Source organism: Shinella sp. S4-D37, assembly GCF_040812195.1.
Taxonomy (GTDB): domain Bacteria; phylum Pseudomonadota; class Alphaproteobacteria; order Rhizobiales; family Rhizobiaceae; genus Shinella.
The window spans coordinates 2,930,406-2,945,080 of record NZ_JBFNXL010000005.1; the positions used below are offsets into that span (position 1 = coordinate 2,930,406).

Genomic DNA, 14,675 nt, shown 5'->3' on the forward strand with positions numbered 1-14,675 from the left:
GCCTTTCAGGTCAATGCTTGCGGCCGGCGGCGATTTCCGCGCCGTAGTGAAGTTCGAGCGCCGTCTTGACGACGAGCGTGACGAGGGCGAGCGCGGCGAGCAACGAGGCGACCGCGAAGGCGGCGACGAAATTGTACTCGTTGTACAGGATCTCGACATGCAGCGGCATCGTGTTGGTGAGCCCCCGGATGTGGCCGGAGACCACCGAGACCGCGCCGAACTCGCCCATGGCGCGCGCATTGCACAGCAACACGCCGTAGAGCAGGCCCCATTTGATATTGGGCAGCGTGACGTACCAGAAGGTCTGCCAGCCGGAGGCGCCGAGCGACAAGGCCGCCTCCTCGTCGCCCGTGCCCTGCTCCTGCATCAGCGGGATCAGTTCGCGCGCGACGAAGGGGAAGGTGACGAAGACGGTGGCCAGCACGATGCCCGGCACGGCGAACAGGACCTCGATGCCGTGGCTCTTGAGCCAGGGCCCGAGCACGCTGCCGGCGCCGAAGAGCAGCACGTAGACGAGGCCCGAAATGACCGGCGAGACGGAGAACGGCAGGTCGATCAGCGTCGTGAGGAACGCCTTGCCCTTGAACTCGAACTTGGCGATGGCCCAGGCCGCCGCCACGCCGAAGGCGAGGTTGAGCGGCACCGCGATGCCGGCCACGATCAGCGTCAGGCGGATGGCGGCCATCGTATCGGGATCGCCGAGCGAGGCGAGGAACTCGCCCGCCCCCTTGCGGAAGGCCTCGATGAAGACGGCGACGAGCGGCAGGATGAGGAACAGCGCCAGGAACAGGAAGGCGAGCGCCATCAGCGTGTACCGGGCCAGGGGCGCTTCCGTCGTCGGGGAATGGTGCTTATGCGCCATGGCCGTACCTCCGGCGGTTCCAGGCCTGGATGAGGTTGATGACGAGCAGCATGGCGAAGGAAATCCCCAGCATGATCGTGGCGATCGCCGTCGCGGCGCCGTAGTTGAACTCCTCCAGGCGGATGACGATGAGCAGCGGCGCGATCTCCGAGACATAGGGGATGTTGCCGGCGATGAAGATGACCGAGCCGTATTCGCCGACGCCGCGCGCGAAGGCGAGCGCGAAGCCCGTGAGGATCGCCGGCGCGAGGCCGGGCAGCAGGATCCGGGAAACGGTCTGGAAGCGGTCCGCGCCGAGCGTCGCGGCCGCCTCCTCCACCTCGCGGTCGATCTCCTCCATGATCGGCTGCACCGTGCGCACCACGAAGGGCAGGCCGATGAAGACGAGCGCGATGACGATGCCGGTCGGGTTGAAGGCCGCCTTGATGCCGAAGAGGTTGAGGATCTGCCCGATCCAGCCGTTCGGCGCATAGAGCGCGGCAAGCGAGATGCCGGCGACGGCCGTCGGCAGGGCGAAGGGCAGGTCGACGATGGCATCGACGATGCGCCGGCCGGGGAACTCGTAGCGCACGATGACCCAGGCGACGATGACGCCGAAGACGACATTGACGAGGGCGGCGATGAAGGCGGTGCCGAAGGAGACCTTCAGCGCGTTGAGGGTGCGCTCGTCGGCGAGGATTGCGAGGAATTCAGCGCCGGACAGCGAGGCCGAGCGCCAGACGAGGCCAGCGAGCGGAATGAGGATGATGAGGGTCAGGTAGGCGAGCGAAAAGCCGAGCGTCAGTCCGAAACCCGGAATGACGCTCGGCTGCCTCAGTCGCCACCGCCCGGAGGAGGCAGCAGAAGTCGTCAAGGCTCTCAGTTCCCCGGCTTGTAGATCTGGTCGAAGACCCCGCCGTCGCCGAAATGCTCGGGCTGTGCCTTCACCCAGCCGCCGAAGATCGGGTCGTCGATCGTCACCAGCTTAATGTCGGGAAGCTGTTGCAGCAACTCCGGCTTGACCACCTCGCGCTTGGAGGGCCGGTAGAAGTGTTTCGCCGCGATGTTCTGGCCTTCCTCGGAATAGAGGTAGGCCAGATAGGCCTCGGCCTGCTTGCGCGTGCCCTTGGCATCGACATTGCCGTCGACGACGGCGACCGGCGGCTCGGCGAGGATCGAGATCGGCGGGACGACGATATCGAAGGAATCGGCGCCGAATTCGGCACCGGCGAGATAGGCCTCGTTCTCCCAGGCGAGCAGCACGTCGCCGATCTGGCGCTGGGCGAAGGTGGTCAGCGAGCCGCGGGCGCCCGTGTCGAGCACCGGCGCGCGCTTGAAAAGTTCACTGATATACGCCTTGATCTTGTCCTGGTCGCCGGCAAACTCCTCGTTCGCCCAGGCCCAGGCGGCAAGGTAGTTCCAGCGCGCGCCGCCCGAGGTCTTCGGGTTCGGCGTGACGATCTGTACGTCGCCCTTCACCAGGTCGCCCCAGTTGCGGATGCCCTTCGGATTGCCCTTGCGCACCAGGAAGACGATGGTCGAGGTGTAGGGCGAGGAATTGTTCGCAAGGCGCGTGCGCCAGTCCTTGTTGATCTTGCCGGTCTTCTCGACGATCGCGTTGATGTCGCTTTCGAGGGCCAGCGTCACCACGTCGGCCTCCAGCCCGTCGATCACGCCGCGGGCCTGCTTGCCCGAGCCGCCGTGCGACTGCTGGATCGTGACGTCCTCGCCCGTCTCTGCCTTCCAGTGCTTGGCGAAGGCGTCGTTGTATTCCTTGTAGAGTTCGCGTGTCGGATCGTAGGAGACATTGAGCAGCGTCGTTTGTGCGAACGCCCCCGTCACCCCGCCGAGCGCAAGCCCGGCACCCACGATCAAAGCCCCGAACCGTTTGGCCAATATCGACATGTCAACCTCCTTGGATGTCTAACCCACACAAACCCTAGTGAATTAGTAGAGTTAGTCAACAATACCCCTGCAACTCGCAAAACGGGTTTCAAACGGGCCGGAAGCGCGCAACGGACGCCCTGCGGATGGCGGCACAAGGCGCACGTTTCATCCAGCTCATCCGTCTTCGCGCGCAAAATACATCCGCGCGAAAACGCCGGATTCCACACCTCTTCCGATCTTTCTTCGCAGCGAATGCTGCCTTCAGCGCTGCGAGACGCTGGCAAGGCCCTGCGTCTGGATATCGAGCACGGCCCGGTAGGCCTGCCGCACCGTTTCGGCGAAGGTGAAGGGGCCGGGCCTGAGGCTGGAGGCGGCGGCACCCACCACGGACAGGCCGCACAGCACCTCCTCATGGCTTAAGAGACGGCCGCAATCATCGACGCTGAGCGCTGCGGCATCGCGGCCGACAAGGCCGGCAAGCGCGCGGGCGGAGGGCATCTCGCGGCAATCGACAGTGTTCTGGCCGGACGATCCCGGATCGCGGGGCGACACGAAGCGGGTGCGGCCGGCCTCGAACGCGCCGGCAAGGCGGCGATGGATGTCGCCGGCGATGCGGATGGAAAAGTGCCGGTGCAGGCCGAGAAGATGGCGCCGGTAGCGGTTGCGCTCGGCCTGGGGCAGATGGCGCCAGACGGCGGCAAGGCGGGCGGAGGCGGCATCGACGACGCCCTGCCAGTCGCCGCCCTGTGCGTCCGCCGCGCGACACGCCCGGCGGATATAGCGGAAGGCGTCCTTCAGGGAGCGGGTGGCGGGCGGCGCGCCGAACGTCATGCCGCCCGCGCCCTCACCCCGGCCATGCGACGGCGGCAGGCGGCCCGCGGCGGCGGCGACATGGATGTCGCCGGCATAGCCGCCGGCCCTCAGATCGAGCAGGATGGCGGCAAGGCGCGGGCCGTTACCGACCAGCGTCAGCGGCGGCGGGGCCTCTTCCTGCGACAGCCGTTCGGCCGCCGCCCGCGCCGCGCGCCAGGAGGCCGCCTCGCGCTGGGCGATGCCGAAACCGGTGGCGACGACGACATGGTCGAAATCCGCGCATTCGCCGTCGCGAAAGCCGATGCGCAGCCCCTCGGCGCAAGGACCGACATGGCGCACCGCCCCGCGGAAGGTGCGGATGCGCACATCTCGGCGCAGGCTGAGCGCCTCGCCGAAGCGGGCCATGACGTAATCCCGGAACAGGCCGCGCGGCACATGCAGGTCCTGCGCCCCGCGCAGCGCCGCGACGGATCCGCCGGCAAGCAGGCCGGCTTTCAGCCAGTCGCAAAAGTCCTCCGGGCGATCCGGCACGACGGAGAGGTCTCGCGCCGGCTCCGTCGTCGGCGCCCGGCCGGCCGCGCCGTCGGCGAAAGCGCCGGGCGCATCCTCGGCATCGATCAGCCAGGCCTCGAAGGGGCGGTGGAAGCGCCGCATCAGCGCGATGGCCGTGGCAAGGCCGGACGGTCCGGCGCCGATCACCGCGATGCGCATGGCGGACAGGCCTGCCGGCCGCGCGCCCTCTTGCCCGACGGCTCTTTCGAAGAACATGCGCTGTCCTTTCTTCCGATGATCCGAGGCGTCCGGTCGCCATCATAGCGCGGCGCGCGATAATTTTCTACCTTTTTAATGGAATACTCATGACATCCAAGCCTTTCGTCCTCCGGCGGCGATCTCGGCATGGATGCTTGCCGCGACCGCGCGCGCCTGGACGCGGATATCGGGAACGGCCGTGATCTCGAAGAAATGCCCGGCGGTGAGCGGGCCGAGGGCGTAGAGGCGCGCGCGGCCGACGCCCTCGCCGGCGAGAACCGCCGCCCTGTCGTCGACGCGGATGCCGAGGCCGTGCGGATCGGGCTGCACGAGGCCGCGACCGGCAAGGCTCGCCAGCAGCGGCGAGGCGGCGACCGTACATCGGTCGAGGCCGGTGCAGTTGACCACCAGACGGGTCGCCAGCGTCCGGCCGTCGCGAAGAACGGCGGCGAGCCCGCCGTCCGCGAGGCGCAGCGCCTCCAGACGGCCGCGGTGGACGACGAGCTGGCCGGACCGGCGCAGCGCCGCGATCTCCTCGGCGACGGCCGGGGCCATGCGGTGGCGGTGAACGTTCCAGAAGGCGGCGACGTGGCGCAGGAAGCGGCCACGCTGGCTGGCGCTCCAGCCCTTCCAGAGATCCTGCGTGACCGGCCGCAGGCCATCCATGACGGCGCGCCAGTCCGGCGCGGCTGCGGCCTGCCGGCGCAGGGTCGCGAGCATCGCGCTCACCTCGCCTTCGCCCGGAACGAGCACCGTCTCCACCGGGTCGGCCCGGCGGGCGAGGTGCGGCTGCGGCAGCAGGCCGTGGCGCGACAGGGCATGCATCGTGCCGCGGAAGCCGCGGCGCCTGAGCAGCAGCATCTGGTCGATAGTGGTGAGGCCCGTGCCGACGAAGAGCACGTCCGCGTCCGCCGGCAGGCGCTCCCACCAGGCGTCGGCCCAGGGATCCTCCACCACGAAGGCGCGCGCCGCGGACGGGACCGCATCCTCCGGCAGCGGCAGGCGGCGCGTGCCGGCGCCCGTGCAGAGCGCCGAGACGCGGGCGGAAAGCCGCCCGCCGCCGGAAAGCGCGAAGACGAGGCCGCCGTCCTGCCCGGCCTCGGCGCCCAGCGCCTCGGCATCGACGAGGGTGAGCGCGGCGCGGTTGCCGGTGCGCTTCATCGCCTCGTCGAGGCAGTCGCGCACATAGCTGCCATAGATGCGGCGCGGCACGAAATCGTCGGCCGACCAGGGAAAGCCCTGCCCGGCGAGCCAGGCGAGGAAATGGTTCGGCCGGTCGGCGAAAAGGCTCATGCGGCCGGCCGGCACGTTGAGGAGGTGGCATTCCGCCCGGGTGGCGTAGGCGATGCCGCGCCCCTGCCCGGCCGCCCTGCCGACGAGGCTGACCCTGGCGGCCGGCGGCAGGAGGTCGACGAGGTTCAGCGCCAGCGCGACCGCCGAATAGCCCGAGCCGATGATGGCCACATCCGTTTCCAGCGTCATGCATTCCTCCTGCGAAGATCGTGCCGACACTCTAGCGAGATTTTTCTATTAAATCTATAGACTATTATCAACCATCGTTCGCAGTAGGAAACGACCGGGATGCGGCGCAGGTTCCGATGGCTCGTTGCCGCCGGAACCGGTTGCCCGCCTTACCGGGTAAGGCGCGGATAGGCCGAGGAGAAGATTTCCTCGACGGGGGGATGGCCGTAGGTGCGCTCGGGATAGCGGGCGACGAGGCCGTCGAACTGGCGCTGCGCCCGTGCCTGCTCCGCCTTGGCGTCGAAGCCGGGGATCCGGCCGTCGACCATGACGAAGCGGCCGTCGATGATCACATCGGTGACGTCGCGGCCGGAGCTTGCCATCATCAGGGTCTGGATCGGATCGATGACATGGCCGATGCGGTCGTGGCCCATGTCGATGACGATGATGTCCGCCTTCGAACCGGGTTGCAGCCGGCCGAGATCGGGCCGGCGCAGGGCGTCCGCACCGCCCAGCGTCGCGGCGTCGAAATAGTGCTCGGAGCGCACGGTATCGATCGCGCCGTCCCTCACGCGCGACAGCAGGATGCCGACCTGCATGTTCTGGATGACATCCGGCGGCCAGGTATCCGTGCCGAGGCCGATGCGCACGCCCATGGCGCGGAATTTCGAGAAACTGTCCATGAAGCCGCCGTGGCGGGCCGAGACGACCGGGCAATGCACCAGCGTCGCGCCGGCATTCTTCAGGATATCGAGGTCGCGTCCCGGCCGGTCGACATTGCGTGTGCCCGCGACATATTCGCCGTGCGGCAGCAGCATGCGCTCGTTCAGCACGCCCAGCGAATCCATCCATTCCAGCGGCGTCATGTCGTAGGCGCCGGTGATGCGGTCGAATTCCAGCGCCGACTGGCAGCAATGCTGGCGGATCGGGATATCGAGGTCGCGGCCGGCATCCGCCGTGCGGCGCAGGAGGTCCGGCGTGTTGGTTTCGAGACGGTCGGGCGCCAGCATGGCGCGCACCAGCGGTGAGGCCAGTCCCTCGATGCGCTCGGCGAAGGCGAGCGCGCCGGCAAGGCTGCGCAGCCCCCGCTCCTCGTCGTGGAAGAAGGCGATCCGGCCGTCCTCCTCAACATAGCTGTTGCCGGCGCGATAGGCCGGGCCGAGATAGACGCGCAGGCCGAGTTCATGCGCGGCATCGGCGGCGGCGGAGAATTCGGCGTCCGTCTCGCCCCATTCGCGGTAGAACAGCGAGGCGATGGGCAGCGCGGTGGTGACGCCGTTGCGGATGAGCTGGGCGAAGGCGTAGCGCTTCTGGAAGGCGAGTTCGTCCTGCGTGTACATTTCGTAGGCGCGGTCCATGTAGCTTTTCGGCCAGACCCTGCCCTTCTTCCAGGACGGCTGGTTGTCGAAGGCGAGCACCGTCGTGTCGAGGTCGGAAAGCGCGTCGAGATCGACGAAGCCGGGCGACAGGATCGCATTGCCGTAGTCGATGCGTTCTGCGACCTCGCCCGGATAGTCGTGCCCGACGAAGACCACCCTGTCGCCCTCGAAGACGACGACGCCGTCGTCATGGATCACATGGCGGCCGTCGCGATGGCCGACGACCCAGCGGGCGGTGAGAAGGACCGGGCCGTCGATGCGGCCGGATGCGGGAAGTGTCGTCATGAGGCGTCCTGTCCTTTCCTCGATCCTGCCGAAGCCGCGCGCGGCCCCGGAAACCTGCATGGCCCGGCCGGTTGTCGGGCCGTTCCTCAGCCGAACCGGCTCATGGCGTAAGGCGCCGGGTCGGCGAAGGGCTTTTCGCCCGTCATCATTTCCGCCAGGAGCCGCCCGGTGACCGGGCCGAGCGTCAGGCCGTGGTGATTGTGGCCGAAGGCGAACCACAGGCCCTCGTGGCGCGGCGCCGGGCCGATGATCGGTCGCATGTCGGGCAGGCAGGGCCGCGCGCCCATCCACGGCGCCGGCTCGACGCGCCGGCCGAGCGGAAAGACCGCGCGGGCATGGGGCTCGGTGCGGTCGACCTGCACCGGGGTCGGGGCCTCGTCGCGCCCGGCAAACTCGATGCCGGTGGTGAGGCGGATGCCCTTCGTCATCGGCGCCAGCAGGTAGCCGCGCTCGACATCGACGACGGGATGGTTGAGCACGGCGTCGCCCGCCGGCTCGATATGCACATGGTAGCCGCGCTTGACGGCGAGGGGGACACGGTAGCCGAGCCGCCGGTAGACCGTATCCGACCAGGGGCCGAGCGCCACCACGGCCTCGCGGGCGCGCCGCGTGCCGTCCTTCGTGCGGATGCTCCAGCCGCCCTCGCCCCCGGCAAGGCTCGCCGCATCGGCCTTTACGATCTCGCCGCCCTTGCGCAGGAAAAGACCGGCATAGTCCTTCACCAGCCCGCCGGGATCGGCGACCGTCACCGGATCGAGCCAGTGCACGGCGCCCGCGAAGCAACCCGCCAGATGCGGCTCGCGCGCGCGAAACTCCTCCGGCCCGAGAAAATCGTAGCGGATGGCGAAGGCGTCCAGCGCGCGGGCGGCGTCCCGGGCGGCGGCAAAGGCCTTTTGCGTGCGGTAGGCCTCGATCCAGCCGGTGCGGCGGGCGTGGTGCAGGACGCCCGCCTCGGCCATCAGCTCCGTGTGCTCGACGACGGAACGCTCGACCAGCGGCAGCATGTCGATCGCCGCCCGGCGCAGGCGGCGGGGGGAGGATTCGAACCAGAACCGGGCGATCCAGGGCAAGAGCCTCGGCAGGAAGCCCCAGCGGAACCGCACGTCCGCGGAGCGGTTCGTCGCATATTTCAGCAGCGTCGCGATCTCGCGCGGAAAGCCGTAGGGGACGACGCTGGCCCGCTCGATGAGGCCGGCATTGCCGTAGCTCGTCTCCTCGCCCGGCGCGCGGCGGTCGACAAGCAGCACGGATCTGCCGCGCTTTTGCAGATGCAGCGCCACGCTGACGCCGATGATGCCGGCACCGAGAACAAGCACGTCTTTGTCGGGGCGATCTGTCAAGGACATAGGCAGCGATCCGCTCTGGAGAAGGTGTAGGCTTTCCGACGTATACGATTCTTTGCCGGTCGACTGACAATTGAAGAATGGGATGCCCCGGCGGCCGCGCGCCGATCAGCCGAACTTGGGCGTCAGCATCTCGAACCGGTCGCGGATGGTCGAGCAGGTATCTCCTCCCAGGCGCGCGATGGCGTCGATGACGTTCGGATCGACATGCATGGCGCCGTCCACCGCACCCTCCCGGTAATGCGCGAAGACGATCTCGCCCATGATGATCTGGCGCGACTTGCCGAGTTCCAGCGTGAGGTGGCGACGACATTCGAAGGCCGCCGGCGCCTCCTTGATCCAGGGCGCGGCGATCCTCTCGCCGGGCATGGCGGTCAGGCCCGCCTCCTTCAGCTCGTCCCTGCCGCGCGGATACTTCGTGCCGCAGACATGCATCGCCTCGGCGATGGCGTGGGAGACGATGTTGACGGTGAAGACCTCGGTCATGCGGATATTGTGGCCGGTGTCCTTGAAGGACATGTCCGGATTGTTCTCGACGCCGATGGCCAGGATCGGCGGGTCGGCCGAGAGGCAATTGAAGAAGCTGAAGGGGGCGGCGTTGTAGCCGCCATGCTCGTCGACCGTCGTCACCAGCGCGATGGGCCGCGGGATGATCGTGCCGATCATCAGCTTGTAGCGCTCGCGCGCGGTAAGCTCTGTGAAGTCGAAGGCGGTCCTCTCGCCCATCCCGATCTCGGTGCTGCAGGTATCCATCGGCGCTCCTCTCCCGCTTTCGCTCCTCCGGCGCCGGAGACGGCGGCTCGCCGGCCCAAGCACGCATGCAATATTTTTTATTTATAGGATGCAATTATTGTATGCAATATGTCCGCACCCCATCATTTGCAAAAAAACCGGCACCCGCCGAGCGACGGCCGGACGCCGTGGACGGTTTTCGACCGGCCCGCGCGCAGCCCCGCGCGCAGTATTGAAGCGCTGGCCGGTGGACAGGCCCGACATTTGTGTGCAATTTTCGTGTTACTTTTGCGATTCTGGAGACTGCCGCATGGCAAAGACAGTTGGCGATTCCGGCCGCGGTCGTTCGCAGGCCGTTCACCGGGCCTTGAAGCGCGCCATTCTCGACCAGGCGCTGTCGCCCGGCGCGAAGCTGCCGGAGGATTCGATCGGCGAGCGGCTCGGCGTCAGCCGCACGCTGGTGCGCGAGGCGCTGGTGCGGCTCAGCGAGGAAGGCCTCGTCGACCTCAGGCCGAACAAGGGCGCGACCGTGGCGCGGCCGACGCTCGAGGAGGGCCGCAACCTGTTCCTGACGCGCGCCGCGCTGGAACGCCTCGTCGTCGAGACCCTCGCCGGCAGGCTGACGCAGGACCAGATCGAGACGCTTTCCGCCCATATCGGGGCCGAGGACGAGGCCAAGAAGGAGCACGCGACCTCCATCCGCCTCGCCGGCGAGTTCCACACCCTCCTGGCGCAGATGACGAGCAATGCCAGCCTGATCCGCTACGTCAACGAACTCGTCGCCCGCAGCTCGCTGATCCTGGCGCTCTACGGCCGCCCGCACTCCTCCGATTGCGCCGTCTCCGAGCATCAGGAACTGCTCGACAGCCTGATCGCCGGCAAGGCCGAGGAGGCCTCGAAGCTGATGACGCACCACCTCGATTCCATCACCACGCGCGCCCTGCTGCCGCGCGAGGACGACCGCAACATCAAGGATGTGCTCAGCGCCTACGCGGCGGCCGAGGGCCTCGCCTGACCGACGCCGGAATTCGGGCGGTCAGGACGGATCGAACGTCGAATAGCCGCCGCAATCGCGCGCGCCGTAGCGGCAGTCCCGCGGCCGGTAGAGCCGCCGGTAGCCGCCCTCCTCGGCGCGGATCGCCTGGCGCCGCCGGTGTGCCCGCAGCGCCGGCGAGACGTCTGCGGAATAGCCGGGGCGAACATCCGGCGCCCGTTCCGTGGTGCAGCCGGCAAGCGTGGCGCCGGCCGCCAGCACGACCAGCAATACTTTCGGAAGGGCCGGGACAATGCGCATTTCGCTTCTCCTTGCCTGCGAAGGGGACCGGCAGGCGATCTGCCACGGTTTTGCCTTTCAAAGGCTCTTTTGCGGACATTTTTCTTTAAAATGCTGTTAACTGCGCAGCGTACAGATTGCCACAAGCCGGATGACTCCAGGATGAACACAGTGCTCAGAGATGGTTCAGGTCACCGCTGCCATTCATTGAAACGAACATCAGGTTCGGTTCGAAATCGAGGAAATTCCATGAAAACCGCTGGTATCCTGCTTGCATCCCTCCTTCTCGCCACGGCTGCCCAGGCAGACGACATCTCGCTCGGCAAGCCCGGCTACGGCGGCAGCGGCTGCCCGGCCAACAGCGTCTCGGCGACGCTGAGCCCGGACGGCAAGGCGCTGAGCCTGCTGTTCGACGAATATGTCGTGGAAGCCGGCGGGGCGACCGGCAAGTCCTTCGACCGCAAGACCTGCAACGTCGCGATCCCGGTCCATGTGCCGCAGGGCCGCAGCGTCTCGGTGCTCGCCATCGACTATCGCGGCTTCAACCAGCTGCCGCGCGGCGCCCGCTCGCAGTTCAACGTCGAGTATTTCTTCGCCGGAACGCGCGGCCCGGCTTTCCGCCAGACCTTCACCGGCCCGCGGGAAAAGGACTACCTGATCTCCAACAAGCTGGTGGCCGAATCGCTGATCTGGTCGGCCTGCGGCGAGGACGTCAACCTGCGCACCAATTCCAGCATCCGCGTCAACACGACGCGCGGCCAGGAAGCCATGGCGACGGTCGATACGCAGGACGTGAAGGCCGCGATCGTCTATCGCCTGCAATGGCGCAAGTGCCGCTAAATCCGGCACAGAGCGTTTCCTGAAACGGAAAACGTCCTATCCTACGCCTTCATGAACCGGGCGGCGCGCTGGCCGCCCGGCCTCTATCCAGGGAATTTTCGTATGCGTCTTCCGATCCGCCTCGCCCTCCTCGCCGCCGCCTCGGTCCAGCTTCCGGGGCTTGCCCAGGCGGCGAACGGCTGTGCGGACGGAACGTTTTCCGCAACGCATTCGCCCGACGGCAACGCGACGAGCATCCTCTTCGACGATTTTTCCGCGATGGCGGGCGGCGCTTCGGGCCGGACGCGCACGGCGACGACCTGCAAGCTCTCCGTGCCGGTCACCCAGCCGGGCGGGCACACCGTCTATGCCGTGGACTACCGCGGCTTCGCGATGACCGAGGACGGCCAGACCGCCTCCCTTCGCACCACTAAGGACGGCAAGACGATCCTGCGATACGAGATCAAGGGCCCCCTGCAGGACGATGTCGCCGTTTCCGACAGGGTCGGCGTGTCGGGCTCGGACACGCTCGATCTCGCCGTGATCCTCGGCGCGACCGGCCCGCTCGACGAGACCGGCTTCGAATCCACGCTGGCGATCGATTCCATCGATTTCGCCCGCATCGGCTACACCACCACGGCCTCGGTGGTCGCCTCGCTCGACCAGATCGCCCGCCAGCGCCAGTCCATCGCGCTCGACCTCATGGACACCGCGCAGAACCTGCTCGGCCAGCAGGCCCGTTTCGACGAGGGCAGCTATGTCGCCGCCTTCGCGAGCTCCGACGCGGCGGCCGGCTTCAACGGGCGCTGGGAGGCCGGCAACGGCGTCAGCGTTCTCGGCGGCGCGGCGATGGTTCATGCCAACCGAACCGATGCCGCACTCGACACGCTCGGCCTTTTCGCCGGCGCGGTGCGCTATACGAGCGCGCAGGCCACCTGGCGCGCCTTCGGCGAAGTCGGCGCCTGGGGATCGCCCGACATCTCGGCATCGTTCTCGCGCAGCTACCAGAACCTCGATTCGATCGTCTTTGCCGGCGGCACCGCCTCCGGCTCGCTGTTCAGCGCCTATGGCCGGGCCGGCGTGATCTATGCGCCGGACGCGGCGAACGAATTCGCGCTCTCCACCCGCTTCACCCGCGCCTGGCTGGATCTCGACGGCTATGACGAGGATGCCTCCGGCGACAACCTCTTCGCGGGCCATATCAGGGGCGGCCGCTCGACCTCGGACACGGTGAGCGCGGAATTCGCCTGGAGCCGCAGGCTGGACGAGAAGCTGGACTACACGATCCTCGGCGCGGTCGGCCGTACCTTTGCCGGCAAGAACGGCGCGAAGGCCTCCGTCGACTGGGTGGGCGACGCCACGGGCAACGCGGACGACCAGAACTTCGCGACGCTCGGCGGACGCGTCGGCTGGAAATTCGACGAACGCTGGCAGATCGACACCGCGGTTTCCGCGACATTCCGCGAGAACGACAAGCCGGACTGGAACATCGGCGGACAGGTGAAAGCATCGTTCTGACGCGGTGTTAACCGCGCAACATCCTCGCCTGCGCCATGCTTTTTCCGCGCCCTTGAAAATATATAGGAGTCCTATATATTTTGCGCATGGAAACGCCCCGCAACCCCCATTCGATCACCGAGCGCCTTCGCGAAGGCCTTTCCCGCGTCGGCATGGTCATGCGCATCGACGAGTGGAACCGCTCGAAGGCGAGCGGACTGAACCCCACGCAACTCGCCATCCTGACCCTCCTGGAAGGGCGCGGGAGGGGCGGCCTCGGCGTGCGCGAGATCGCCGCCCATCTCGGCGTCTCGCAGCCGACGGCGACGGATTCGATCAGTGCGCTGGAGCGCAAGGCCTATCTGGAGAAGCGCCCGGAGGCGGGCGACCGGCGCGCGGTGCGCGTGGTGCCGACCGCCGCGGGCCTTGCGGTCCTTGCGGCCTCGGATGCCGGCGACGGCCTTGCCGCCGAAGCCCTCGGCGCGCTCGATGACGGCGAGCAGGAGGCCCTGCTTCTCACCCTCGTCAAGATGATCCGGCATCTGCAGGAGGCGGAAGCGATTCCCGTCCAGCGCATGTGCGTGACCTGTCGCCATTTCTCCCCCTTCGCGCATGCGGACGCCGCGCGCCCCCATCACTGTCATTTCGTCGATGCCGCCTTCGGCCAGCGCGCGCTGCGCGTCGATTGCCGCGATCACGATGAAGCCGATCCCGCATCCCGGGCTGCCACCTGGGATGCCTTTCAAGCGGGATAGTTCCATCCCTCCAGGCAAACGAAAGGAAGACCAACATGTTCGGCAGATTTGCAACCGGCGCGCTTACCGCCGGAACAGCCCTGCTTTGGCTGACGACAGCCTCCGCCCATTCCATCAAGGCCGAGCCTGCGGAAGCGGTCCAGGCCGCCTTCGACATCATCGAGACGACGATCGTCACCAGGGGCGACAGCGCAATCTTCACCACCCGCGTGCGCGGCGAGGCGGGCAAGGACAAGCCCGATGCGACGGGCAGGTTCGAGGGTTCCAGCGTCTACGCCTATGTCTGGCCGACAAGCCTCGACAGCGCGGAGATCGGCTTCGACAAGGGCCAGGGCATCGTCGCGCTCGCCGTCACCTTCCATCCCGATTTCGACGACGCGGCCAAGGGCGGCAAGAACCGCCACGTCTGGCATCCGCACTGGGTGGTGCTGGCCGAGGACAAGGCTTGCGGCGCCGGCCTCAAGGTTGTCGACATTCCCGAGGGCGCCAAGCCGAAGGTGCCGGAAACCTGGCCCGGCGTACCGCTCCTCATCGACAGCCCGGAATACCCGACCAGCTTCAAGGGCGATACGGTGGACGTCGCCATTCCCCTGTCGCTGATCGGCGGTATCAAGGGCGCGTCCTTCGACGGCGTGACGGCGGGCCTCAAGGTCAACGGCAACCTGCATGCGCCGCTGCTGTGCGTCGGCAACGTGTTCAAGGTCGCCTCGGGCGATCTCAGCCTGCCCGGCAAGGTCGTGCCGGCCGAATGATCCGGCGCCGATCCGGCAACTGCCATTGCCGGATCGGCCATTCCTCCCCTCCAGGCAAATGAAAGGAAAGAACATGCCGAGATTTACC

The 14,675-nt window shown here is 67.6% G+C and carries 14 protein-coding genes; 5 read left to right on the plus strand and 9 right to left on the minus strand.

What is annotated here, in order from left to right:
- Positions 1 to 10: 10 nt before the first annotated feature.
- The 8 genes from cysW to AB3G45_RS21885 form a co-directional block, all read right to left on the minus strand.
- Complete coding sequence (gene cysW, locus AB3G45_RS21850; protein WP_367832548.1) at positions 11 to 862, minus strand: sulfate ABC transporter permease subunit CysW; 852 nt, start codon at positions 860 to 862, stop codon at positions 11 to 13.
- The gene (gene cysT / locus AB3G45_RS21855) at positions 852 to 1,715 is read right to left on the minus strand and encodes a sulfate ABC transporter permease subunit CysT (protein WP_367832549.1); all 864 of its coding nucleotides are present in this window, start codon (positions 1,713 to 1,715) and stop codon (positions 852 to 854) included. The genes cysW and cysT overlap by 11 nt, the downstream gene beginning before the upstream one ends.
- A 5-nt stretch (positions 1,716 to 1,720) precedes the next feature.
- On the minus strand, positions 1,721 to 2,746 hold the full coding sequence (locus AB3G45_RS21860; protein WP_367832550.1) for a sulfate ABC transporter substrate-binding protein: 1,026 nt from the start codon (positions 2,744 to 2,746) through the stop codon (positions 1,721 to 1,723).
- A gap of 243 nt (positions 2,747 to 2,989) precedes the next feature.
- A complete protein-coding gene (locus AB3G45_RS21865) occupies positions 2,990 to 4,309 on the minus strand; it encodes an FAD/NAD(P)-binding protein (RefSeq protein WP_367832551.1) in 1,320 nt (439 codons plus the stop codon).
- An 87-nt stretch (positions 4,310 to 4,396) separates the two neighbouring features.
- Complete coding sequence (locus AB3G45_RS21870; RefSeq protein WP_367832552.1) at positions 4,397 to 5,773, minus strand: FAD/NAD(P)-binding protein; 1,377 nt, start codon at positions 5,771 to 5,773, stop codon at positions 4,397 to 4,399.
- 149 nt (positions 5,774 to 5,922) lie between these two features.
- A complete protein-coding gene (locus tag AB3G45_RS21875) occupies positions 5,923 to 7,416 on the minus strand; it encodes an amidohydrolase family protein (protein WP_367832553.1) in 1,494 nt (497 codons plus the stop codon).
- Between the two features lie 86 nt (positions 7,417 to 7,502).
- Positions 7,503 to 8,762 (minus strand): NAD(P)/FAD-dependent oxidoreductase, encoded by a 1,260-nt coding sequence (locus tag AB3G45_RS21880; RefSeq protein ID WP_367832554.1) that lies wholly within the window; start codon positions 8,760 to 8,762, stop codon positions 7,503 to 7,505.
- A gap of 105 nt (positions 8,763 to 8,867) precedes the next feature.
- Positions 8,868 to 9,485 carry a flavin reductase family protein gene (locus AB3G45_RS21885; RefSeq protein WP_367833645.1) on the minus strand — a complete coding sequence of 206 codons (618 nt, stop codon included), beginning with the start codon at positions 9,483 to 9,485 and terminating at the stop codon, positions 8,868 to 8,870.
- Between the two features lie 316 nt (positions 9,486 to 9,801).
- On the opposite strand from AB3G45_RS21885, the gene AB3G45_RS21890 reads away from it, so the two are divergent.
- Entirely contained in the window at positions 9,802 to 10,506 is a 705-nt protein-coding gene (locus tag AB3G45_RS21890) for a GntR family transcriptional regulator (RefSeq protein ID WP_367832555.1), read from the plus strand.
- A gap of 21 nt (positions 10,507 to 10,527) precedes the next feature.
- Here AB3G45_RS21890 and AB3G45_RS21895 read toward each other — a convergent pair whose 3' ends face one another.
- Entirely contained in the window at positions 10,528 to 10,785 is a 258-nt protein-coding gene (locus tag AB3G45_RS21895; protein WP_367832556.1) for a hypothetical protein, read from the minus strand.
- 228 nt (positions 10,786 to 11,013) lie between these two features.
- On the opposite strand from AB3G45_RS21895, the gene AB3G45_RS21900 reads away from it, so the two are divergent.
- The 4 genes from AB3G45_RS21900 to AB3G45_RS21915 all read left to right on the plus strand — a co-directional run bounded on the left by AB3G45_RS21900 (position 11,014) and on the right by AB3G45_RS21915 (position 14,587).
- A complete protein-coding gene (locus AB3G45_RS21900; RefSeq protein WP_367832557.1) occupies positions 11,014 to 11,604 on the plus strand; it encodes a DUF4360 domain-containing protein in 591 nt (196 codons plus the stop codon).
- A 102-nt stretch (positions 11,605 to 11,706) separates the two neighbouring features.
- Positions 11,707 to 13,101, plus strand: a complete 1,395-nt coding sequence (locus AB3G45_RS21905; RefSeq protein ID WP_367832558.1) for a DUF4360 domain-containing protein — start codon at positions 11,707 to 11,709, stop codon at positions 13,099 to 13,101.
- Between the two features lie 86 nt (positions 13,102 to 13,187).
- Entirely contained in the window at positions 13,188 to 13,835 is a 648-nt protein-coding gene (locus tag AB3G45_RS21910) for a MarR family winged helix-turn-helix transcriptional regulator (protein ID WP_367832559.1), read from the plus strand.
- 35 nt (positions 13,836 to 13,870) lie between these two features.
- Entirely contained in the window at positions 13,871 to 14,587 is a 717-nt protein-coding gene (locus AB3G45_RS21915; RefSeq protein ID WP_367832560.1) for a hypothetical protein, read from the plus strand.
- Positions 14,588 to 14,675 lie beyond the last annotated feature (88 nt).